Consider the following 23,309-nt stretch of genomic DNA (forward strand, 5'->3'; position numbering starts at 1 on the left):
CATACGAGATGTAGCTCCGTCTCGTGGGCTCGGAGATGTGTATAAGAGACAGGTGCGAGGGTGCGGGTGACGTGGTCGCGCCAGAGGACGGCGGGGAACCCGTTGAACAGGACGTGGTCGGCGAGGAAGACGCCGACGGGGGTCCAGGGCTTCCAGGGTTCGCTGGTGTCTGTGGTGGCCGCGAGGGCGGCGTTGACCCCGTGGGCGTAGGCGGTCAGCCAGTCCCGTTCGGGCTGCGCGAGGGCGTCGGTGACGCGTCGTGCGGTGTCGGTGAGGCGGACGCGTACGGCGAACCGGTCCCAGGTGAGGCCGTCGGGGCCGGTGTGGGCGGCGAGCCGCGCCTCGGCGCGGTGGCGGGCGGTCTCGATCTGGTCGGTGCGGTCGAGGGCGGTGACGTAGCCCTGCCCGTAGGCGAGGGCGTTCTCCGTGGCGGCACGGATGTGGGGGATGCCGTGGGGGTCGCGGTAGAGCTCGAAGGGGGGTGTCCGGGGGTGGTCGTGCTGGTGGTTCACGTGGTGACCGTGGTTCCTATCGGGTTGGTGAGGCGTCCGGCGTAGATGAGGGAGGATGCCTGGTCGGTCAGGTCGACCAGCTGGCGGGTGTCGCGCAGCTGGAGCCGGTTGAGGCAGGAGTGGGCGAAGGTCCGGGCGCGCAGGTCGACGCCGAGGCCGTGTCCGTGGCGGGCGGCGAGGTCGGGGTGCTCGTCGCGGTGGCGGTCCACGACCTGGCCGACGACGGCCCAGAAGCGTGCGGCGGGCAGCACGCCGTCGGCGGCGAGGATGCCGGACAGGTGGCGCAGGACGCCGTCGAACATGTCGGTGAACACGGCCAGGGCCTTCTCCTCGTCACCGACCAGGGCGCGGAGGCGTTCGATCCGGGCGGGCAGCGGGCGTGGTCCGAGCACGGCGGTCTCCTCCCCGATGTCCTTCATGAACACGCGGGTCACGACGTGGTCGCGCAGGACCAGGACGAGGTTCTCCCCGTGGGGCATGAACGCGAGGTCGTGGGCGAGCAGGCAGTGCACGAGCGGGTAGAGGTAGGCGTCGAGGTAGGACCGCAGCCAGTGCTCCGGGTCCAGGCCGGAGGCGGTGACCAGGGTGGTGGCGAGCGCGGTGCCGGTGGCGTCACGGTGCAGCAGGGCGGCCATGGTGGCCACGCGCTCGCCGTCGGCGAGCCGCGGCAGGGGTGACTCGCGCCAGAGGGCGGCGAGCATCTTGCGGTAGGGGTTGTCGGTCGGTGTGCGGTGGTAGACGTCGCCGGTGTAGCCGACGGCGGCCAGTTCCCGCAGGACGCCGAATCCGGCGCGGCGCAGGGTTGCGTCGCCGGTCACGAGGTCGGCGACCCAGTCGTTGACCGCCGGGGTGTCGCGCATGTACTTCGGGGACAGGCCGCGCAGGAAGCCCATGTTCTGGATGGCGGTGGCGGTCTTGACGTAGTGGTGGCCGGGCCGGGTGGTGTTGAACAGGGTGCGGACGGACTGCTGGGGGGTGTACTCGTCGGCGCCGGGGCCGAGGGGCACGAGGTCGTGGCGGGCGACGTCGGCGGCGAACGTGATCGCCACGCGGTGCTCCCACTGCCAGGGGTGGACGGGCAGGTAGAGGTAGTCGTCCGGGTCGAGGCCGCGGGCGGTGAGCCGGTCTGCGAACGCGGCGCGTTCGGCGCCGGACAGCTCCCCCGCCGTGGAGGGTGTCCCGTACAGCCCGTGCTCGGTCTGTCCGGCGCCGAGCGCCAGGTGCGTGTGCTCGCGCCGGGCGGCCAGCCACATCAGGCGCAGCCGGCCGCCGCGTTCGGGCGCGTAGGCGCGGTAGTCGGACAGGGAGTAGCCGATACGTCCGTTGTTCGCCACGAAGCCGGGATGCCCCTCGGTCATGGCGGACTCGACGGCCTGGAAGGCGCCCGCGACGTCGGGCCCGGACAGGGCGCGCACCAGGCCGGGCGCGGACTGGGGCGAGGACTGGGGCGAGGACTCCCGTTCCCGTTTCGCCATCGCCCCGGCCAGCGTGGACGACAGCTCCTCCAGGTACACCGGCAGCAGGTCGTCGGGGACCTGCAGCTGCGGCTGCAGCTCGGCGACGAGTTCGAGGGCGTCCGGCCCGGCAGGGTGCTCCACCCCGCCGGGCCCGGTGCGGGTGCGGGTGCGGGTGCGGGTGCGACGCAGGCTCGCCTCGTCGATGACCCAGTGCTCCAGCGGGTAGCGGCGGGCGGTGAACCGGTAGGTGACGCGCCCGCCGCCGGTGCCGCCGCCTGCCCCGTGCGGGGCCTCGTCCAGCACCAGCGCGTACGGGCGCGGGTCGTCGTGCGTCACCTCCCGCGCCGCGCCGCCGGCCGGGGAGGCGCCCGTCACCGGTCCTCGCGCCGGGTCGGGGTCGAGGTCGGGGTCGGGGTCGAGGTCGGGGTCGAGGTCGGGCTCCGGCAGGATGAGGCGCTCGTGCGTGAACTCCGCGAGCGCCTTGGCCACGAGGTGCCGGTGGGCGGCCTCGGCGAGCGCGGGGCGCAGGTGTGCGGCGGGCCGGCTGCTCAGTGGTCCGGTGTCGTCGCCGAGGGGGGAGGCGGCGAAGTCGTCGCGGGTGCAGGCGCTGAGGCGGGCGTGTTTGGTGTGGCCGTCGGTGGCGAGGTCGACGTCGGCCAGGACGCGGAAGCCGGCGGCGGCGTTCTTGGCGTGGATCGCGGTGTTGCGGGTGTCGGGTTCGACGACGACGCGCAGGGCGCCGCGTCCGCCGTCGGGTGCGGGGGTGAGGCAGAACCGCATGACGGTGGTCATCACCGCGTCGGTGAGGCCCGGGATGCGTGGGGTGTCGCCCCGGGGCGCGGGTGGAGGTGCGACCAGGAGGTGCATGCCGAGGTCTCCGGGCCGGTGGTCGAGGGTGCCCGGTGGCAGGCCGTCCAGGACGGTGCGGGACGGGTCGTAGGTCTCGGCGTAGGCGATCGGTGTGCCCGCGTGGCGCAGGAGCCAGCCGTCCTGGGCGTCGTCGGCGCTCATGGCGGTGAGGTAGGCGTGCACCTGCTGCCTCGTGAGGCCGCTCATCTCCCAGTAGTGGGAGGCGGGGTGGGTGAGCCAGTCGTGCAGGGTCCGGGCGTCGCGGGCGGCGTGGGCGGGTTCCACCGTCAGCTCGCCCACCCGGGTCGTGGTCGTGAAGGGCATCAGGGTGTCACCTCCGCCGTCTGCGGCGCCGGCGCCGGCGTCGTCGGCTGCGGCGTTCCCGGCGTGGCCGGGCCTCCCGGTGGGTCTGCGGGGGCCGGGTGTGCGGGCAACCCGAACGTCTGGAAGGCGGTGCGGCGTTCGATCGGGTAGGGCTCGCGTCCGGTGACCCGCGCGAGGATGACGGAGGCGCGCCAGGGGGCGAAGCCGAGGTCGGGGGCGGTGACGCCGTGGGTGTGTTCCTCGCCGCCCGCGACGAACAGGCGGCGGCCGGTGTCGACGGTGTAGTCGCGGCGCACGGCGAGGCGGCCGGCGTCGTCCAGGTCGATGCGGTCACGGACCGGCGCGAGGAGGTCCGGCACGGTGTGCCGGTAGCCGGTGGCCGCGACCACGGCGCGGGTGCGGTGCTCGGCGTCCTGACCGGTCTGGGCGTGGTGCAGGGTCAGGACGTACTCGCCGGTGCCGCCGGCTCCGTGGGGGTCGAAGCGGGCGGCGGTGACCTCGCAGTCGGTCAGCAGCGTGGTCGGCAGCGGCCTGCCGAGGGCGGACCTGCGGTAGAGCGTGTCGTAGATGTCGTCGACGAGGTCGCCGCTCATGCCCTTGTAGAGGTTGCGCTGTTCGCGGCCGAGCCGGTCGCGCAGGTCCTGCGGGAGGGAGACGTAGTGGTCGGTGTACTCCGGGGACGTCATCTCCAGGGTGAGCTTGGTGTACTCCATGGGGAAGAAGCGGCTGCTGCGCGTCACCCAGTCCAGGCGGAAGGCTCCGCCGGCCGCGGACGGGTCGTGCACGCCGACGGCGTCGAGCAGGTCGCGGTACACCTCGCCGGCGGACTGCCCGCTGCCCACCACGGTCACCGCGCCGGAGTCGATGAGCGCCTGCCTCCCGGGAAGGTAGCTCCCGGTGTGCACCACCGGGCCGGCGCCGCTCAGGTCGCGCAGCACCGCCGGCACGTGAGGTGTCGTCCCGGTCCCGAGCACGACGTGCTTGGCACAGTATTTCTCCTCCCGGGTCCCGTCCGGTCCGCTGACCTGGGCGGTCAGGACGAAGAGGTCCGACGCGGCGTCGTGCTCGACGGCGGTCACGCGCCGCCCCCAGCGCAGCATGCCGGGTGCGGACGCGGCCAGCCGCGCGGCCGCCCAGCGGCAGTACGCGTCGTACTCGGCGCGCAGCGGGTAGAAGGACTCGCGGATGTAGAAGGGGTAGAGCCGGCCGGTCTCCTTCAGCCAGGCCAGGAACGAGTACGGGGAGGTCGGGTCCGCCATGGTGACCAGGTCTGCGAGGAAGGGGACCTGGAGGGTGGTGCCCTCGACGAGCATTCCGGGGTGCCAGGAGAAGCCGTCGCGCTGGTCGAGGAACACGCTCGTGACGTCCTCCAGCGGGGCCGCGAGCGCGGCGAGGGACAGGTTCATGGGGCCGATGCCGACGCCGGCCAGGTCGTAGGTGCGCATCAGGCGTCCTCCTCGCGGGTCAGGCGGGGGTGGATCCCGCGGCAGGGCGGCGCGTCGAGGTCGGCGAGCTCCTCACCGGCCAGCAGCCCCCGGGCGGCCGAGCGCACCAGGTCGCACACCGCCCGCACGTCCGCGAGCGTCACGTCGGGGTTGAGCAGGGTCAGCTTGAGGCACGGCCGCCCGCCCGCGACGGTCTTGGCCACGAGCGCGCGCCCCGAGTCGAACAGGACCCGGCGCACCTGCGGCACGAGCGCGTCGGCGCGGGCGGGATCGAGACCGTCCGGCTCGTAGCGGAACAGGACCGTGGACAGGTCCGTGCGGCCGATGACCCGAAGCTCCGGGTCGCCGGCGAGATCGGCGTGCACGGCCGCCGCGAGGTCGCAGGTGGCGTCAACCATCCGCCCGATGCCGTCCGCCCCGAGCGCCCGCAGCGTGACCCACAGCTTGAGGGCGTCGAACCGGCGCGTGGTCTGCAGGGACTTGTCCACCTGGTTCGGGTCGGGGTTGAGCTCGCCGTTCTCGTGGGAGGGGTTGAGGTAGTCGGCGTGCCAGGCACCGCGCGCCAGGTCGGCCGCCTCGCGCACAACGAGCGCGCTGGAGGAGACCGGCTGGAAGAAGGCCTTGTGGTAGTCCACGGTGACGCTGCGGGCGCGTTCGATGCCGGCCAGCAGGCCACGGCGGGTGGGGCTGACCAGCAGCCCGCACCCGTAGGCGGCGTCCACGTGCAGCCAGGCGCCGGTCGCGTCGGCGAGATCGGCGACCGGGACGATCGGGTCGACGCAGCCACGGTCGGTGGTCCCGGCGGTCACCACGACCGCCATGACCGTGTCCCCGGTGCGGGCGACGTCGGTCAGGGCGCGGCCCAGCGCGTCCGGGTCCATCCGCCCGTCCCCGTCGGCGCCCACCGCGAGGACCGCGTCCTGGGACAGGCCGAGCAGCAGGGCCGCCTTCGCGACCGAGAAGTGGCTCGCGGCCGTGGCCAGGATCCGCAGGCGGGACTGCGCGACGGCGCGCTCCGTGCCGTGCAGCCCCTCGAGCGCCCGCTGGCGGGCGAGGAACATCGCCTGCAGGTTGGACTGCGTGCCGCCGGAGGTGAACACGCCGTCGGCGCCCGCGGCCTCGCCCCGCTCGTCCCGGCCCACCGGGAAACCGATCCGTCGCGCCGTCCAGTCCACCAGCCGGCGCTCCATCAGGGTGGCGGCCCCCGACTGGTCGTAGGTGTCCACCGAGGTGTTGACCGCCGCCAGCATCGCCTCCGCGGCCACGGCGGGCACCGCGACCGGGCAGTTCAGGTGGGCCGCGTAGGCCGGGTGGTGGAACCACACCGCGTTGCCCGCGTACAGGGCGGCCGCCTCGGACAGCGCCTCGGCGGCCCCGATCCCCGGAGCCTCCAGGTCCACCGCGTCGCAGCGCTCACCGAGCTCCGCGCGCCCCGCGCCGCTGAACGGCTGGTCGGCCGCGGCCACACGGTGCGCGACGTCGTCCACCACCGCCCGGGTCAGGCGCGCGTACTGCGTGGCGGTGGCGCCCCGAAGCAGGGCAGCGGGATCGTGCGGCACTCCGGGCACCGGCGTGCGGGTCGCGGCGGGCAGAGGTGAGGACATGCGCGAGGCTCCTCGGGTGGGGAGGACAGGACAGGACGGCACGCCCCGAACACCCCCACCGAACGGAGTGTTAGGCATGCCTGCCCTAAGTTAGTCGACACTTCGCCCTTGTCCAACCGTAGCCATGTTCCGGACACGCGCCGCCGGCGCGCGCCGTGGAGGCGAAGGCTGCGACAGATCAGCCCTCCCCGCCTCCGGCCACGGCGACGTTCGGCCTCCCCCGTTCCGTCAGCTCCGCCCGGTCGACGATCTTGGTCCGTGCGCGCCCGTGCCGGGCGCCGAGCTCCCGCTCGGCCGCGTCGATCCTAAGCCAGCCGCCCCAGTCCACCACCGGGATACCGCGCTCGCGCAGCAGCTCGTCGATCGCCTCGCGCCCGGGGCGCGGCGCCGCGGGGCGGGTGGCCGACAGGAGGGTCTCGACGGTCTCGCGCGCGTCGGACCTCGTGGCCCCGATCAGCCCCACCGGCCCCCGCTTGATCCATCCCGTGACGAAGAGCCCGGGAACGGGGACGCCGTCGTCGAGCACCGCCCCGCGATCGTGCGGGACCACGTGACGCTCCCGGTCGAACGGGACGCCCTCCAGGGGCGAGCCCGCGTAGCCGACCGCCCGGTACACGGCGCCGACGGAGAGGTCCTGGAACTCACCGGAGCCGGTGACGTGCCCGTAGCCGTCCGGGACGGTGCGCTCGGTGCGCAGCGCCTCGACGCGGCCGGACCCGAGGATGGCCGCCGGCGCGCGGTAGAAGTGCAGGTGGACGCGGCGCGAGGCACGGTGCTCGCCGGGCGGCACCTGGGCCCACCGCTCGAACGTCCGCACGACCAGGCGCCGGGGCGTCGCGGTCGGCCCCCGTGGCGATCACCACCGCGTCGTAGCCGGCACGCAGCTGCGCGACGGTGAGGTCCCTGCCGATCTCCACGTTGCACAGCAGGCGGACATCGGGATGCTCGAGCATGCCGTGCAGCGAGTCGATGATCTTCCTGATCTTCGGGTGGTCGGGCGACACCCCGTAGCGCACCAGACCGTACGGGGTGGGCAGCCGGTCCAGGACGTCGACCCTCGTGCCCGGCGCGAGCTCGGTCAGGATCCCCGCCGCGTAGATCCCCGCGGGCCCGGCGCCGACCACCGCGACGGTCAGCGGCGCCGCTCCGGCCGGCATCACGCCTCCCCGCCGGGCGGCGCGGCCTGCACCACCGGGTGGTCACGGGGGATCGGGCCGGTGCGCACCGCTCCCCCGGGAGAACCGAGACCGTCGAAGAACTCCACGTTGGCGCGGTAGTAGTCCGTCCACTCCTCGGGCACGTCGTCCTCGTAGTAGATGGCCTCCACCGGGCAGACCGGCTCACAGGCGCCGCAGTCGACGCACTCGTCGGGATGGATGTACAAGGTCCGGAGCCCCTCGTAGATGCAGTCCACGGGGCACTCCTCGATGCAGCCCTTGTCCTTGACGTCCACGCAGGGCTGGGCGATCACGTAGGTCACGCCACCGGACGCTACGACCTGAACCACGGTTGAGGTCCAACCCGCCCGGCCCGGCCGCGGGTGTGACGCTTGTCTCGTTGACCTCAACCGCGCTTGAGGTTCTACGTTCGCAAGGTCAGCGATATCGACGGCGACAAGGACTCACGATGCCGGTTTACACCCTCCCCGAGCTGCCCTACGACTACGCGGCGCTCGAACCGCACATCAGCGGCCGGATCATGGAACTGCACCACGACAAGCACCACGCCGCCTACGTGGCGGGGGCCAACGCCGCGCTCGACGCGCTGGCGCAGGCCCGGGAGACCGGCGACCACGCGGCCGTGAACCTGCACGAGAAGAACCTCGCCTTCCACCTCGGCGGGCACACCAACCACACCGTGTTCTGGAACAACCTGTCCCCCGACGGCGGCGGTGAGCCCGACGGCGAGCTCGCCGCGGCGATCATCGACCAGTTCGGCAGCTTCGCGGCGTTCCAGGCGCACTTCGCGGCGGTGGCCACCGGCATCCAGGGCTCCGGGTGGGCCGTCCTCGCGTGGGACGCGCTCGGCGAGCGCCTGTCGATCTTCCAGCTCTTCGACCAGCAGGCGAACGTGCCGCTGGGCGTCACTCCCCTGCTGATGCTCGACATGTGGGAGCACGCGTTCTACCTGGACTACCTGAACGTGAAGGCGGACTACGTCAAGGCGTTCTGGAACCTGGCGAACTGGGCCGACGTCGCCCGCCGGCTGGAGCAGGCCCGCAGCGCGACGGGCGGGCTGCTGACGGCCACCTCCTGACCGGTGGAGCGGAGCACCCGGAAGATGACGTCCGGGTGCTCCGCTCCACCGCTCAGGAGAACCGGGTGTCGGCCCAGGCCCAGCTCACCTCCGCGCTCGCCGTCGGGTCCATGGACGCTCGGTCCACCTCGATGATCACCCATCCGTCCCAGGCGTCCGGCAAGGCCGCGAGCGCCGCGTCGAGGTCGATGTGGCCGAGCCCGGGTTCGCGAAAGAGGCCGCGGTCGACGGCCGTCCGGTAGGGCGTGGGCAGGTTGCGGCCGGCCGCGGCCACCTCGAGGTCGAGGTCCTTCACGTGCAGGTCGACCAGCCGGCCGGCGTGCCGCTTCAGGATTCGCACCGGGTCGATCCCCGCCCAGGCGAGGTGGCCGATGTCGAACGAGGCTCCCAGGAGTGAGGCGGGGATCGCGGCGAGGACGCGTTCGATCTCCTCTTCCGTCTCGACCCAGGTGCCCACGTGGTTGTGCAGTCCGGCGCGGACTCCTTCCGCGGCGAGGATCTCCGCGGCGGTGCCGAGGACGTCGATGACGCGGTCCAGGCGCGAGTCGTCGAAACCGGCCCCGACGGCGGCGTGTTCCAGGGTGCGCCGGGTGCCGGGCGCCCAGTTCATCTCAGGTGCGAGGAAGATCGTGTCGAGGCCGAAGTAGTTCGACTCCTCCGCGGCTCTGCGGATGCGGTCGTACCAGCGCACCTCGTCAGGGCTTCCGGGGGTCAGGTGCACGCCGTGGTCCTCGGGCAGCGCGATGCTCGCGTAGCCGGGTGCGAGGGCGAGTCCGGCGTCGGCCACCATCCGCTCGTAGGACTGCAGGGTCTGGGTGTCGAGGACCTCCATCATCACTGCCCGGAAGCCGGCGCTGCGCACCTGGGCGAGCACGCCCGGGTAGTCGGCCCGGAAGTCCGGGTCGGCGAAGAGCCACAGGTCATCGCTGTCGGGGTCGGACGGGTCGGCCTTGAGGTTGGCCCACTGGATGGGGTTGAGGGCGACTCGGTCGGCGTGCAGGGTCATGGTGTCTCCTCGGTGTCGCCCTGGCGTGCGTTGTAGACGGTCGGTCCGCCTCGGTCGATGCTTTGCCGGTAGGCGCGGAAGACGGCGAGCGCCTCCTCGCGCAGGACGTCCGTGACCACGTGGATGCCGCGGCGTTCGAACTGTTCGGCCCAGTCGTCGCCGAGCGGTCCTTCGTCGAAGGTGGTGATCTCCTCGAGGTCGGGCCCTTCGCCGGCGACGACGAGGGAGCGTACGCCGGACCACAGGGTTGCCCCGTAGCACTGGATGCAGGGGCGCCAGTTGACGACGAGTTCGTGTGCGGGTGCGCCGGCGGCGCCGAGGTCCCAGGTTCCCCGGCGGGTCTGGGCCAGGCCCAGTGCGACGACCTCCGCGTGCCCGCTGGACACTCCGCCGGCCAGTACGACGTTGACGCCGACCGAGATGATGCGGCCGGTGTCGCGCTCGGCGACGAGTGCGGCGAACGGTCCCCCGCTGCCCTCGCGCCAGTTGCGGTCGGCGAGGCGGTGCACGAGGCGCATCCGGTCGCTCGGCTCCTCGATGACGTCGGGCACGTGGGCGAGTTCGTCCCCCAGCCATGCGGGCAGGTCGATGCGGTAGGTGGTGGCGATGTGCTGGATGAGCATCTGGCTCCCTCGGGTTCAGTGTGCGGGCGCGGTGGTTCGTCGCGCGACGGCCCGTGCGGTGTGCACGGCGGTCACCGCGCCGGTGAGGGTGGCGTTGGCGACCACGGGGGTCGGCACCGCGCCGGTGCCGGCGACGTAGAGGTTCTCGAAGCCCCAGACCCGCCCGGCGGGGTCGGCGACGCTGGTGCCGTCGTCGTGCCGGCCGACTCTGACGGTGCCGGTGAGGTGCAGCGACGATCCGGGGGGCAGGAGCGCCCTTTCGGTGGCGGGATCGAAGGGCCCGAACAGCTCGGCGAGTTCCTGCACCTGGGCCAGCGCCCGGTCGATCAGGTCGAGGTCGGTGCGGGAGTAGGTGAACTCGATGCCGATCCGGGGCATGCCGGCAGCGTCCGTCTCGGTCCGGGAGAACACGAGGCGGTTGTCGGGACGCGATTCCACCGGGGAGTAGAGGGACAGCCCCACGGAGTGGGCGAGGGGGTGGCCGGTGCCGGTGACGTAGGTGGTGTTCATGATCTGTCCGTGGAACGGCTGGTCCGGGCCGTTCTGCGGGATCCAGAGCGAGTCGGTGCAGAACTCTCCGGGGCGCGGTCGCGGGAGGGTTGCCAGGTCGATACCGAATCGGTCCAGGTCCAGGAGGACGCGCCCGGTGATGAAGGCGTGTTCGTTCAGGTGGCGGCCCAGCGCCCACGGCCTGATCCCTGAGGCGAAGAGCAGTTGCGGTGTGCGCAGCGCGTCCGCGCACACCACCACGGTGTGGGCGAGCACGTCCCGTTCCGTTCCGTCGGCGACCTGCCGGACGTGCGCGCCGCGCACCTGTCCGCCGTCGACGAGCAGGCTGGTCGCGAGGGTCTCGGTGTACAGCGCGAACCGGTCGTCGCCGCCGGCCGCGATCGGCGGGAAGACCAGCGAGGGTCCCGTGCGGGGTGTCGGGCCCTGGGTGGCGGGTTGGACGGCCATCGGCATCGGCTGGGGGGCGCGGTCGCTCGGCCCGACGCCGGCGAGGTGTTTGCGCAGGACGTCGAGCACGACGCGGCCGGGTTCGGTGGGGCCGATCGGGCTGGGGTGGACGCCCAGGACCCGTTGCGCGGTCCGCAGGTCCGCGGCCCAGCCGTGAGGGTCGCCGCCGTCGAACACCTCCGTGCCGGCGGGCCAGGGGGTTGCGGCGGTCCAGTGCACGCCCATGCCGCCGGCGTTCCAGGCGATCGCGGCGGCCGGCATCGCTTCGGCGTCCTCGCCGAACTCGCCGGCGCGAACCATCCCGGGACGGAACATCCCGGGGCGGGGGCGCCGGCCGTCGTGGGCGGGCCTCGGTGCGGTGCCGCTCCCGGTGTACATGCCCTGGATCCCGCTGGCGACGCGCTCGTTGTAGCGTTCCCACAGGTCGGGGTCCGGCACGTCGTGCAGGTGCAGCCCCGGCGTGTCTCCGATGGCCTTGCCGGCGTCGACCATGACGATGCGGGCACCCGGACGGGCCTCACGGACCAGTCGGGCGATGGTCGAGCCCATGAGGCCGCCGCCGACGATCAGGACGTCGGCGGTGCGCGGGTGGGTCACGGTGTTGCTCCCTTCGGGACGGGGTGGGTGGATGTCCCGGACACGGGGCGGGACGGGTGCGGCCCGTGGGGTCCGGGCGGTCAGGCTTCGTGGGGTCCGGACGGTCAGGCTTCGTGCACGACGGGACCGAAGAGCTTGGTGTCCATGTGGTCGAGGGCGAACTTGAGCGCTCCGACGAGCGGGCCGTCCGGGCCGAGCGTGGTGGTCCGCAGCTCGATGTCCGGGGTACGCGCGGCCCGCATCCGCTCCCGGACGCGGGGCAGGAGGACGTCGGCGGCGTCCTCCAGCCCGCCACCGAGCACGATGAGCGACGGCGCGATGGTCCAGGACAGGGTGGTCAGGATCGACACGATGTGCTCGACGAACTCGTCCACCTCGGCCAGGGCCGCCGGATCCATGGCCCGCGCGGCGTCGACCCGTTCGCGCGCGGCGTCTCGCTGGGTCCGCACCGGGGACGTCAGCCACGCGACGGGGTGGTCGTCGAGGGTGCGGGCGGACATCGAGGCGGCCTCGACGATCTCCCCCGCCGCGCCCTGGAATCCGCGATGGACCCTGCCGTGGATGAGGATGCCCAGGCCCGTGCGACTGCCGAGCTGCGCCCACACGACGTCCTCGTGGTCTCTGGCCGCGCCTCGCCAGCGTTCGGCGAGGGCGCCGAGGTTCGCGTCGTTGTCGGCGAACCAGGGGATGTGGATGCGTGAGCCGAGTTCGGCGGGCAGGTCGACGCCCTCCCAGTGCTCGGTGAAGACCAGGCGGCGCACGACGCCGTCCGCGTCGATGGCACCACCGCTGGCGACGGCTCCGGCGCGCAGGCGGTCGGCCGTTCCGCCGGCGGCCACCAGCGCCTCGCGCACGAGGTCGGCGGCGTCGTCGAGCGTGGAGCGCGGGTCGTGGTACTGCCGCAGCGGGCGGCGGGCCCGGCCGAGGATGCTCCCCCGGACGTCGGACACCACCGCGGAGCCTTCGAGCGTGTTCACCCGCACCGCGGCGAGCAGGGCGTGCTCGGCCCGCAGCCGGAACCGCCGCGGGGGCCGGCCCGCGCCACCGGTGACCGGGATGCGGTCCAGCTCCTCGACCCATCCTGCCTCGACGAGTGCGGCGAGGATGAGCTCGATCGTGCGCCGCGACAGGCCGGTCCGCCCGGCGAGCTCGATCATCGTCATGTCCTCGGCGGCCTCGGCGAGCGCCCGCAACGCCACCCCCGTGTTCAGCCGCCGGATCCCGCTCTGGTCCAGGCCCGCCCGCGTCATCGCAGCCCCGTGGCGGCGATGCCCTGCACGAAGTGGCGCTGCAGGAGGAGGAACAGCACCAGCACGGGCAGCATGACGACGATCGCTCCGGCGAGCATCAGCCCGTAGTCGGTGACGTTGGGAGCGGCCTGGCTCGTGGCGGCCAGCCCGACCGGGAGGGTGTAGGTGGACGTGCTCTGTGCCACGACGAGCGGCCAGATGAAGTTGTTCCAGGAGGTGAGGAAGGACATGATCGTGACGGTAGCGAGAGCGGGGCCCGCGAGCGGCAGGAAGATCCTGGCGAAGATGCGGAACTCCCCGGCGCCGTCGATGCGGGCCGCCTCGAGCAGTTCGTCGGGGACCGCCGACGCGTACTGCCGCACGATGAAGATCGAGATCGGCAGCGCGAGGCTGGGCGCCGCGATCCCGGCGAGCGTGTCGACGAGGCCGAGGTTCATCGTGACCACGAACTGCGGGACGAACGTGGCGGTGTAGGGCACCATGAGCGCCGCCATCACGGCGCCGAACGCGAGCCGCTTTCCCGCGAAGTCGAACTTGGCCAGCGCGTACCCCGCCGCCGACGCGGCCACGACGTTGCCCGCGACGACAAGGGCCGCCACGACGATGCTGTTCATCAGGAACGTGCCGAACCCCTGCGCCTGGAACAGTCTCACGAAGTTGTCCGCGGTCACCTCGCCCGGCAGCCAGGCGCCGGGAGCGGCCCGGATGTCGGCGAGGCTGCGCAGCGATCCGCTCACCACCCACACGAAGGGCAGCAGAGTGAACCCCGCGGCGACGGCCAGAGCCGCCTGCAGCGGAGCCTGCGCCCCGCGACGCCGCCGCGTCGCGGGGCGTGCCTCCTGCCGCACCCTGGCGTCGCCCGGGCGGGCGTCGCCCGGGGGGACCTGGGTCGGTGCGATGACGGTCATGTGCGAGGCCTCAACAATCTGAACTGGGCGAAGCTCACCACGGCCACCAGGACGAGGATGACCAGCGACGCGGCCGAGGAGAGCCCGAACTGGCCGAAGCCGAACTGGTGGTAGGTGTACAGCGCCACCGACTCGGTCGACCCGAGCGGCCCGCCGTCGGTCAGCAGGTACGGTTCGTCGAACACCTGCAGGTAGAACACGGTCAGCAGCACGGAGACGAGCAGGATCGTGGGCATGAGCAGCGGCATCGTGATGTGCCACAGGCGGCGCCACCACCCGGCGCCGTCCAGCGCGGCGGCCTCGTGCACGTCCTCCGGCACGGCCTGCAGCCCGGCCAGGAACAGCACCATGGCGGTGCCGAAGTTGCGCCACACGCCCAGCAGGATCACGACCGGCATCGCCAGGCCCGGGTCGCCGAGCCAGTTCGGCCCGGCGAACCCGATGCTCGCCGCCACCTGGTTGACGGTGCCGTTCGTGTTGAACGCGTACTGCCAGATGAGCGCGACGGCCACGACGTTGGTCACGACCGGGGCGAAGAAGACCGTCCGGTACACGCCTCGGAGCCTGCGGATCCCGGTGTTCAGCGCCAGGGCGAGGGCGAATCCGGTCAGCATCGTCAGGGGTACCCCGACCGCCACGAAGACCGCCGTGTTCCCGAGGTCGCGGACGAACCGGCCGTCGGAGAACAGCCACGCGTAGTTGTCGAGCCCGACGACGTCGACCGCGAACGGATGACGCAGGTCGGTGCCGCGCAGGTCCGTGAGGCTGAAGCCGAGTGCGGCGACGGTGGGGACCGCCGTGAAGGTGACGAACACCGCGAGGAACGGGGCGAGGAACACCCAGGCGAGGATCGACCGGCGAAGCCCTCCGGACCCTCGCGCACGTGATGCGGACCGGACGGCCGGCGGGCTCCCCGACATGGTGGTTGCGGTCATGACGGCCTACTCCGTCCCGGTGCCCAGGCTCTCGGCGAAGGCCTGGATGGCCGCCGCGGCTTCCTCAGGCGTCTGGCGTTCCTTGGCCACGGCCTCCATCTCGGCGCCGAGCTGCGTCGCGATCTGCGCCCACGGCTCCACCTGCGGGTAGGTCTCGGCGTCCTCGAGCTGCTCGAAGAACGCGTCGAGCAGCGGCTCGTGCGCGATCGCGGGGTCGTCCCAGGCCGACCGGACCGCGGGGAGCGAAGCCAGCGCCTCGTACTGCGCGACCTGTGTCCCGGGCTCGGCGAGGTGGCGCACCACCTTCCAGGACGCCTCCGGGTTGTCGCTGTCGGCACCCACGCCCCAGCTACCGCCTGCGATCGCGCCGACGCTGCCGCCTGCCCCGGCCGGCAGCGGCGCGGTCGCCACGTGCTCGCTCGTCCAGCCGTCCTCGCCGGCGACGTCGTCGAGCTGCCCGATCACCCAGGGGCCCGTCATCATCGCGCCCGTACGCCCCTCGACGAAGTAGGGCTGGGAGTCGAGGAAGCCCGGCGCGTCCGGATCGGCGATCGCGGAGGTGAAGAACGACCGGTTGTACGTCAGCGCGTCGACCATCTCCGGGGTGTCCAGAGTCCACTCCAGGCCGTCGTCCGACATCGGATGGCCTCCGGCCTGCCACAGGTACTGCGTGACGTCCTGGCCGTTGTAGATGTCCCAGCCGACATCCGCGCCCAGGCCCTTGCCGGCGCCGCCGCCCTGGAGGGCCTCGAAGAACGGGATCGTCTCGTCCCAGGTCGTCGGGGGCTTCGCACCTGCCGCCTGCGCGAAGTCGGAGCGGTACACCAGCGCGTAGGTGTAGGAGTACCACGGGACGGAGTAGGCGATGCCGTCCAGGACCCCGGACTCCCACGCGCCGGGAAAGAACGAGCCGCCGTCGACCAGGCCCTCCGGAACGGGCGCGAAGGCCCCGCCTGCGAGGAACTGGGCCTGGGACTCGGTGTAGAGCTGCGCGACATCGGGCCCGGCGCCTCCGGCGACCGCCGACTGCAGCTTGGTCGTGTACTCGTCCGCCGGGACCAGCGTGACCTGCAGATCGAGGTCGGGGTTCTCCTCGCGGAAGGAAGCCAGGACGTCGTCGAGCGCGGCAGCGTCACCGTCCGGGGCCCACAGCTCCACGGTGCCCGTGGCGGGCTCGTCGTCGACGGGGGCCGAGGTGGAGGACGGCGCGGACTCGGCGCCGCGGCCACAGGCGGTGAGGGCGAGAACAGCGACGAGGGCGACGCCGGGTGCGAACCGGGCAGACGCGTGTCGGGAACGGGTCATGGGGGGCTCCTATCGCGAGGGCCGGCAAGACCGGGCCAGGCAAACACATTGTGCTGACTAGTAGCGATTTCGGTCCCACTCGGTGCGGGCCTGGAATTGAAGGTAGAGGCGGCTCGTTTCACCGGCATTGCGCAAGGGTGACGAATAATTTCGGCGAAGTCAGCACAATATCGCTGCAGGTCACGCAGGGTGACGCGATCCCGTTCGGTGTGATGGACGTGCCGGCGCTCCCCTGCCCGTCAACGGCGCAGTGCGTCCCGGGCCGGTGAAACCCGGGCGCCCCGTGCTTCCGGGGCGCCCGGGTTCATGTCAGGCGGTCGAGGTTCGGCCCGGCCGTCAGATCATCGCGTCACGACGACCGTGGCACCCTCCGGCTCCTCCCGACCACCTGGCGAACGCATCGCTCGGCGCAGCCACGGCCGGCTCGTTCCCCGCCGTCGTCGCGCCGAGGTATCCGGCGGTCGCCAGGTCCACCACGGCCCAGTCGCCCGCGGAGCCCTCGACGCGGAATCCCATCGTGAAGGACCCGCTCGGCACCTCCGCGGACAGCTCGACCTGGCGCGCGGACGCGCTGTTCGCGACCTGCTTCTCCGCCAGGACGTTCCCCGCGTCGTCCTTCAGGTACATCGTGAACGTGCCGGTAACCCCTGCCTGAACCTGGGCGCGAGCGGAGTAGATGCCGGGCGACGCCGCCGGCACGGACTGCTCCAGGCTTGCGGTGTAGGGCGTGTCCAGCCAGAAGGTGGCGGCATAGCGTCCGTCGACGGTGCCGCCGAAGTACTCGCGGTCCTGACGCACGACGGCGCCGGCGGGATCGCTCGCGAAGGTCCAGCCTGCCGCCGTGGTTTCCCCGCCCTCCCCCGCGGTCTCGAAGCTTCCGTTCGTCACGGCGACCTCAAGCGGGAGAGTGACGTCCACCCCTGACGTCGTCACGCCCTGCTCCACGGTGAACGCGGCAGAGAATGTGTCGAGGTAGCCGGGCAGGCCCGCCTGCGCGACCAGACCGGTCCCCGAGCCGACGCCCTCCACCAGGTAGGAGCCGTCACCGCTCGTCGCCGTCTCCTGCCCGCCGACGGTCACGACCGCCCCGCCGAGCGGCCGGCCGTCAGGGGCGAACACGTGCCCGCTGACCGCGCCGACGTCCTGAACGAGCTCCACTGCACGGACCACGTCCGATCCGCAGACCTCGGCCGAGACCGGCGCGGTGACGTACCCGTCCTTCATGACCGAGAGCGTGTAGGTACCGTCCGGAACCGCGGGAAACTCGAACTCCCCGGCCGACTGCGTGAGGATCGTCGAGGTGTACTGCTCCCCCTCGATCCTGACCGAGGCTCCGGGAACGGGCGATCCGCCCTGATCCTGGACCGTTCCGGAGAACGACCGGAGGACCTGCTCTTCCGGTAGCCGCAGGTTCGCGCCCGCACGTGCCCCCGCCGAGACCGACACCGTGACAGTGCCCGATTCGCCGAGCGTGTCCTTCTCGGCTCGCACCGTGTGCTCGCCGGGCGCCGACCTGGCGAAGCGGTAGTCACCGTACGCGTTCGTCACCGTGGTGCGGTCCGCGTCGCCCGCGACGGCCAGGGTGACGGTCGCCCCGGCCACGGGCTGTCCGGCGCCGTCCGTCACCTGACCGGCGAGGACGCCGACATCCGTGCCGCGCGTGTTCAGACGGTAGGCGTCCAGCACGGGCAGGGCCCTGCCGTCCATGTCGAACAGCGTCGTGTTGTCGACGGCGTTGACGTCGGCCCTGTCGGTCGACTCGAAGTAGGCCCAGCCGGTGCGACCGCCGGCGTGGATCAGGACCGGATCCCAGTACAGGTCGCCGATCACGGTGCCTCCCGGCACGCCCTGCATCTCGTTGAAGAGTTCGATCATGAAGTCGCGCTGGAGTTCCGGGGAGCTGCTGTCGGCGTCACCGTAGGGGCCGTTGTCACCGAGCTGTCCCGGACCGCCCTCGCCCATCTCGGCCTGGTAGTTGAAGCCCGTCTCCATGATCAGGATCGGCTTGCCGAACTGCTGGGAGATGGTCGTCGCGAACGACGCGAACCGTGGTGCGGACTTGTTGGTCCAGAACGGGTAGTACGAGGTTCCGATGACGTCGTAGTCCACACCGAGATCGTCGGCGTTGGTGAAGTACGTCTGGTACGTGCTCGTGTTGCCGCCGTCGTCGAGGTGGATGATGACCTTCGCGCCCGGGTCCGCCTCGCGCACGGCGGCCGCACCGGCGTTGTAGAAGCGCGCCAGGTCGGGCCAGTTGCTCGTGCTGCCGAACGGCAACAGCATCCCCGATCGGGTCTCGTTGCCGATCGACACGTACTCGGGCGAGGTGCCCTGGTCGGCCATCCGCTCCAGGAGGTCCCTCGTGTATGCGTGGACCTGGGTCTCGAGGGTCGTGACCGCGTCGTCGTCATCCTTCCCGGCGATCAGCTCCTGCCAGGCATGAGGGACCAGCTGGATGCCGGGGTTGGTCCAGTAGTCGCTGTAGTGGAAGGAGAGCTGGATCTGCAGTCCGGCGGCCTTCGCGCGCGCCGCCAGGGAGAGGGCATCGTCCGCGTCCACGTAGCCGGCGGGCACGTAGTAGGCGCCGTCGCCGTGGCCCTTCCCCGGGTCGTTGTAGACGCGGATTCGGGCGATGTTCCACCCGCTGTCTGCGAGGGTCTCGAGCGGGTCCCGCTCACGTCCTGCGGCGTCGGCGTACCGCCCGCCCAGGTCCTCGACGTAGGTCAGCATGGAGATGTCCCCGCCGACGAGCATCTCGTAGGGGGCGGCGTCCTTGACGAGCGCCAGGTCGTCGATGCGCACCGTGCCCTGACCGGTCCCGGACGTGCGCAGTCCGACCTCCAGGCGCCCGCTGGTGACGTGGACGCCCCGAAGCGTCGTCTTCTTCCACGTGCCCGCGGCGTCGTACGCGAAGTTCGTCCGGGGGACCGCGGTCGTGGCGTCGGACTCTCCCCCGCCGGACGCGAAGAGATAGGCCTCGTCGTAGCCGCCGTCGTTCTGCACCCAAGCCGTCAGCCGGTAGTAGCCGTCCTCCAGGCTCTCCACCACCTGGGAGGTGGTCTGGGCGTTCCGGCTCGTGTGGCGCACCGAGTGCGACGACCCGTCGTGGCCGCCGCGCTGCAGCTTGCCGCCGATCTGCCACGCCGTGCCGCCGTCCTCGAACCCGGGATCCACGAGGACCGAGTCGGCAGGGCCGGGCTCGTCGGGCGCCGCGACCGCGGGGGTGACGGACACGTCGTCGATGAACCCCGTGAGGGTTGCGGACGTGAGCTCGGGGATGACGATCTCGATGTCGAGAGCGCCGTCGGTCCCGACCGCGACGTCCTCCACCCGGATCTCGTCCCATGTCTTCGTGCCGTCGATCTGGGTGGCGCCGCCGCTCGCGATCGCGACCGAGGTCCCGTTGGCGACCAGGGCGCTCGTGCCGAGGTCCTCGTTGGCCCACACGAAGAGCGACACGTCGTAGGTGCCCTCGGGGGCGGTGAGTGTCTGCGACAGGGTCGTGGCGTCGTTCCACTGGTCCACGGCCTGCGAGTAGGTGCCGGTTCGCGCCGCGGCGGAGGTCACCCACACCGTCGAGGTCATCGACCAGCTCGAGGCCACCCAGCTGTCCGGGCCGGTCCACTCCTCGAAGCTTGCGTTGGGGACCGGGACCGGGTCGGCGGCCTGCGCGGGCGCGGGCACCGCGACCGCCAGCCCGGTCGCACACAGCGCCCCGGCGGCGGTAGCCGCCACCGGGCGCCGGGACCTTCTCAGGATCGACATTGATCTACCTCCTTGTAGACGATGGATACGTGCGTCTATTCCTTGACCGCTCCTCCGGCCATCGACGAGATGAGGGACTTCTGGGTGAGGAGAAAGAAGACGATGAAGGGGATCGCCACGACGATCGCCCCGGCAGCGAACGTGGTGAAGTCGTTGTTCTTGTCCGAGACGAAGCTGACCAGCCCGAGTGCCAGCGTCTGCTGCTCCGGGCTGCGCAGCACGAGCTTGGGGAAGATGAAGTCCATCCAGGGGGCGGCAAAGGTGGTGATCGCCAGGAAGATCAGGATGGGGCGCGCGATGGGCATGACGATGGTGGCGAAGATGCGCAGGTGGGACGCTCCGTCGAGGCGCGCCGCCTCGTCCAGACCCTTGGGGATCGTGTCCAGATAGCTCTTGACGAGCCAGATCGTGTACGGCATGTTCCCGGCCAGATAGACCAGGACGAGGCCCCACAGGGTGTCCAGTCCGTTGATTCGCAGCAGGACCACGTAGACCGCGATCATCCCGACGAATGACGGGAAGATCTGCAGGACGAGCAGGGCGGTCATCAGCGACCGTTTGAACGCGAAGGTGAAACGGGAGAACACGTAGGCGGCGAGCGACGCGAGAACCAAGGTCCCGATGGTCGTCCCCGACGCGATGAGGAACGAGTTGAGGAACCAGCGCGGGTAACCCGTACCGGAGGCCAGGTGCAGGAAGTGTGCCACCGTGAAGCCGTCGGCGAACGGGACCGCGGACAGCCCCCCGATCGAGTTGCCCGGCGCGAAGGCAGCGCCGAGCGTGTAGAGGATCGGCCAGATCACGACGACGGCGGCGAGCGAGAGACCGACGAGGACGATGAGGTTCCCCATCCATGGTCTGGCCTTGAGGATGTCCATCAGAGTTCTCCCTTGAACGCCTTGGTGCGACGAAAGTTGAAGATGGCGAAGGGCGCGAGGACCAGGAAGATCATCACCGCGATGACCGAGCCGTAGTTGTAGTGCATGAGGCCGACGGTCAGGTTGTAGATCCACGTGATGAGGATGTCGGTCGCGCCTGCGCCGGTGGCGGTGGTGTCGGCCACGGTCGGTCCTCCGGCGGTCAGGAAGAAGATCGCGCCGAAGTTGTTGAAGTTCATCGCGAGCGACATGATGATCAGCGGCGCCGTCTGGTAGAGCACCAGGGGAAGAATCACGTGGCGAAACCTCTGGCTCTTCGTCGCCCCGTCGAGGGCTGCTGCTTCCAGGAGATCCCGCGGGATGGCGGTCATCGCCCCCATCGTCAGGAGCATGAAGTACGGGAAGCCCGCCCACAGACCGATCGCCACGACCACGAACTTGGCCAGCCAGGGGTCGGAGAGCCAGGGAATGGGCTGGTCCACGATGCCGAGGCCGATGAGTGTCTTGTTGACGGCGCCGAAGGCTCCGTTGAGCATGTTGCGCCAGATCAGCATCGTCACGACTGCCGGCACCGCGTAGGGCAGGATGAAGATCGCGCGGAAGACCGGCTTGATCCGGATGTTGGACTCGTGCAGCACGATCGCGAGCAGCATCCCGCCGCAGAAGGTCGTGCTGACCGCGAGGACCGCCCAGACGGTGGTCCAGACGAACACGCGGGTCAGAGCCCCCGTCCACAGGGCGCTGCCTCCGAACATCGTGGCGAAGTTGTCCAGCCCGACCCAGTCGACGGTGTTCGCCGGCGGAACGTGCTCCGGCGAGGAGTAGTTCGTGAACGCCACGAGGGTGGAGAAGACCAGCGGCACGACGACGAAGAAGAGGATGAGGACCAGCATCGGCGAGAGGCCCAGGATCGGGAACGCACGCGTGGTGAGGGCCGACAACTGGTCACGGATCGTCCTCGGCCGCTCGGCGCCACCCAGACGATGTTCGGTCAGGGCGCTCCGTACCGAGATGTAGTAGACGGCAGCGAAGACGGCGACGACGGCGAGCGTGACGACACCGTCGATCATGAGGAAGGTGGAGTGGTCGCGGTCCTTGGTGGGGAGGTCCGGCTGTGGGGTTCCCAACGTGATCAGGCCCGCGACGTTGCCGGCGATCGTGGGGATCGAGGCGAGGAAGATCGCCTCGACGAGAGCGAACAGGGCGCCCTTGAGTCTCTGCCGCAGGACCGTGAGATGAGCGAGGCCCATGAATGTGGCCGCCAGTATCCGCACGTGCCTCTCGCTGGGCGACGTCGCGGGGTGGGAGCGCGAAGTGGTGTCCTGTTCTGCCGGTGCAGTGATCACCGCCATGGTGGTTCCTTCCAGGTCCGCCGCGGCGTCCCGGTACGTGGCCGGGACGCCGCGGCAGTGATGTGTTGGTCTAGCTGCCGCTGATGACGTCGGTGGCGGTGTCCAGTTCGGTCTGGACGTCGGCTCCGTTCCAGATGTTCTGGACGGCAGCGTCCATCGCGGTCCAGAACTGTGTCATCGGCGGGATGGACGGAGTCGCGAAGGAGTGACTCGCCTGGGCGATGAGCCCTGCGGTCGCCTCGCTCTCGACGGGGATGTCGATGGACGGGACCGACCCCGTGACCTCGAAGGCGAGCTCCTGCATCTCCGGCGTGGCGAGGAACGCGGCGAACTCCTGCGCCTCGGTGGGGTGTTCCGTGTAGGCCGAGACGTACATCGTCCGCGAGTTGACGAACGCGCCCGACGGCTCGTCGCTGCCGGGCATGGCCGGCAGGGTGGTGACGCCGAAGTCCAGCCCGGCGTCCTCGAACACCGGGATGTTCCACGACCCGGTGATGTGCAGGGCCGCCTCGCCGCCCTCGAAGATCGAGTCGACCGAGGCCGCGTCGAGGTCGGCCGCGGGCACCGGCAGGATCTCGCGGAGACCGGCGAACTCCTCCATGCCCGCGACCGTCGCCGGGCTGTTCGTGTTCGGCGTGTCGACATCCGTGCCGTCCGGGCCGAAGAGCAGGTTGTCCGGCGCGGAGAACGCGAACGGCGCCGCGTAGTAGGCGCTCGGATTGATCACGAAGCCGTACTTGCCCGGGTTGGCGTCGTTGAAACCGGCCGCGAACGCCTTGACGTCCTCCCACGTCGTGGGAGGTTCGGTCACGAACTCCTTGTTGTAGAACAGCGCGAACGTGTCCACGGTGACGGGGACCCCGTACATGATGTCGTCGTACATGACGGACTGGACGGCGCCGTCGACAAGCGCCGACGTCAGTGCGTCAGGGTTCTCCACTGCCAGGATGTGCCCGCCGGTCACGAGGTCCCCTGTGGTGTTGCTGGGCCCGGCGAACACGTCGGGTCCGACACCTGCGGGGCCGTCGAGGGCGATCTGGCCCAGGGCGTCACCGAGCTCGACGTTCTGGTACTTGACGGTGACGTTCGGGTGCTCTTCCTGGAAGGCTTCCCCGGCCTGCTCGATGAAGTCCTTGCGTCCTTCGAGCGACTCCCAGACGACGAGCGTGACGGGCTCGTCGCCGGCGGCGGTGCCGGTGGAGCCGTCTGCGCCGGCGCTGCAGGCGGTCAGGGTGACGAGGACGGCGGCGGCCGTCATCGCGATGGATGTGCGCTTCACGATGCTC

The 23,309-nt window shown here is 71.2% G+C and carries 18 protein-coding genes; 1 reads left to right on the forward strand and 17 read right to left on the reverse strand.

Features of this window, described 5'->3' with window-relative positions:
* The 6 genes from HGK34_RS17355 to fdxA all read right to left on the reverse strand — a co-directional run.
* A partial coding sequence (locus HGK34_RS17355) for a penicillin acylase family protein (RefSeq protein ID WP_201849721.1) occupies window positions 1-512 on the reverse strand: 512 nt, incomplete at its 3' end.
* Window positions 509-3,142 (reverse strand): GNAT family N-acetyltransferase, encoded by a 2,634-nt coding sequence (locus HGK34_RS17360; protein WP_201849723.1) that lies wholly within the window; start codon window positions 3,140-3,142, stop codon window positions 509-511. The genes HGK34_RS17360 and HGK34_RS17355, both read right to left, overlap by 4 nt.
* On the reverse strand, window positions 3,142-4,587 hold the full coding sequence (locus HGK34_RS17365; RefSeq protein ID WP_201849725.1) for a lysine N(6)-hydroxylase/L-ornithine N(5)-oxygenase family protein: 1,446 nt from the start codon (window positions 4,585-4,587) through the stop codon (window positions 3,142-3,144). The genes HGK34_RS17360 and HGK34_RS17365 overlap by 1 nt, the downstream gene beginning before the upstream one ends.
* Window positions 4,587-6,191: a pyridoxal phosphate-dependent decarboxylase family protein gene (locus HGK34_RS17370; RefSeq protein ID WP_201849727.1), complete on the reverse strand. Its 1,605-nt coding sequence runs from the start codon at window positions 6,189-6,191 to the stop codon at window positions 4,587-4,589. The genes HGK34_RS17365 and HGK34_RS17370 overlap by 1 nt, the downstream gene beginning before the upstream one ends.
* A 178-nt stretch (window positions 6,192-6,369) precedes the next feature.
* Window positions 6,370-7,008 (reverse strand): ferredoxin--NADP reductase domain-containing protein, encoded by a 639-nt coding sequence (locus HGK34_RS17375; RefSeq protein WP_307816047.1) that lies wholly within the window; start codon window positions 7,006-7,008, stop codon window positions 6,370-6,372.
* A gap of 339 nt (window positions 7,009-7,347) precedes the next feature.
* Entirely contained in the window at window positions 7,348-7,671 is a 324-nt protein-coding gene (gene fdxA / locus HGK34_RS17380; protein ID WP_201849729.1) for a ferredoxin, read from the reverse strand.
* Window positions 7,672-7,817: 146 nt separating this feature from the next.
* Between fdxA and HGK34_RS17385 the strand changes: the two genes are divergently transcribed.
* Window positions 7,818-8,447, forward strand: a complete 630-nt coding sequence (locus HGK34_RS17385; RefSeq protein ID WP_201849731.1) for a superoxide dismutase — start codon at window positions 7,818-7,820, stop codon at window positions 8,445-8,447.
* 52 nt (window positions 8,448-8,499) lie between these two features.
* Here the strand turns inward: HGK34_RS17385 and HGK34_RS17390 are convergent, their stop codons facing one another.
* The 11 genes from HGK34_RS17390 to HGK34_RS17440 form a co-directional block, all read right to left on the reverse strand.
* Window positions 8,500-9,453 carry a sugar phosphate isomerase/epimerase family protein gene (locus HGK34_RS17390; protein ID WP_201849733.1) on the reverse strand — a complete coding sequence of 318 codons (954 nt, stop codon included), beginning with the start codon at window positions 9,451-9,453 and terminating at the stop codon, window positions 8,500-8,502.
* Window positions 9,450-10,076 carry a nucleoside deaminase gene (locus HGK34_RS17395; protein ID WP_201849735.1) on the reverse strand — a complete coding sequence of 209 codons (627 nt, stop codon included), beginning with the start codon at window positions 10,074-10,076 and terminating at the stop codon, window positions 9,450-9,452. The genes HGK34_RS17390 and HGK34_RS17395 overlap by 4 nt, the downstream gene beginning before the upstream one ends.
* 15 nt (window positions 10,077-10,091) lie before the next feature.
* On the reverse strand, window positions 10,092-11,630 hold the full coding sequence (locus HGK34_RS23635; protein WP_201849737.1) for a GMC oxidoreductase: 1,539 nt from the start codon (window positions 11,628-11,630) through the stop codon (window positions 10,092-10,094).
* Between the two features lie 104 nt (window positions 11,631-11,734).
* Complete coding sequence (locus tag HGK34_RS17405) at window positions 11,735-12,880, reverse strand: ROK family transcriptional regulator (RefSeq protein ID WP_201849739.1); 1,146 nt, start codon at window positions 12,878-12,880, stop codon at window positions 11,735-11,737.
* Window positions 12,877-13,788 carry a carbohydrate ABC transporter permease gene (locus HGK34_RS17410; protein WP_201849741.1) on the reverse strand — a complete coding sequence of 304 codons (912 nt, stop codon included), beginning with the start codon at window positions 13,786-13,788 and terminating at the stop codon, window positions 12,877-12,879. Before HGK34_RS17410 ends, HGK34_RS17405 begins: the two co-directional genes overlap by 4 nt.
* Window positions 13,785-14,723, reverse strand: coding sequence for a carbohydrate ABC transporter permease (locus HGK34_RS17415; protein ID WP_201849743.1), 939 nt, complete (start codon window positions 14,721-14,723; stop codon window positions 13,785-13,787). Before HGK34_RS17415 ends, HGK34_RS17410 begins: the two co-directional genes overlap by 4 nt.
* A gap of 6 nt (window positions 14,724-14,729) precedes the next feature.
* Window positions 14,730-16,028 (reverse strand): extracellular solute-binding protein, encoded by a 1,299-nt coding sequence (locus HGK34_RS17420; RefSeq protein WP_201849745.1) that lies wholly within the window; start codon window positions 16,026-16,028, stop codon window positions 14,730-14,732.
* Between the two features lie 336 nt (window positions 16,029-16,364).
* Window positions 16,365-19,793, reverse strand: coding sequence for a glycosyl hydrolase 53 family protein (locus tag HGK34_RS17425; RefSeq protein ID WP_201849747.1), 3,429 nt, complete (start codon window positions 19,791-19,793; stop codon window positions 16,365-16,367).
* A gap of 35 nt (window positions 19,794-19,828) precedes the next feature.
* A complete protein-coding gene (locus HGK34_RS17430; protein ID WP_201849749.1) occupies window positions 19,829-20,671 on the reverse strand; it encodes a sugar ABC transporter permease in 843 nt (280 codons plus the stop codon).
* The gene (locus HGK34_RS17435; RefSeq protein ID WP_201849751.1) at window positions 20,671-22,023 is read right to left on the reverse strand and encodes a carbohydrate ABC transporter permease; all 1,353 of its coding nucleotides are present in this window, start codon (window positions 22,021-22,023) and stop codon (window positions 20,671-20,673) included. The genes HGK34_RS17430 and HGK34_RS17435 overlap by 1 nt, the downstream gene beginning before the upstream one ends.
* A gap of 70 nt (window positions 22,024-22,093) precedes the next feature.
* Window positions 22,094-23,302: a sugar ABC transporter substrate-binding protein gene (locus HGK34_RS17440; protein ID WP_307816048.1), complete on the reverse strand. Its 1,209-nt coding sequence runs from the start codon at window positions 23,300-23,302 to the stop codon at window positions 22,094-22,096.
* Window positions 23,303-23,309: the final 7 nt, after the last annotated feature.

This window comes from Myceligenerans indicum, assembly GCF_016742955.1.
GTDB lineage: Bacteria > Actinomycetota > Actinomycetes > Actinomycetales > Cellulomonadaceae > Myceligenerans > Myceligenerans indicum.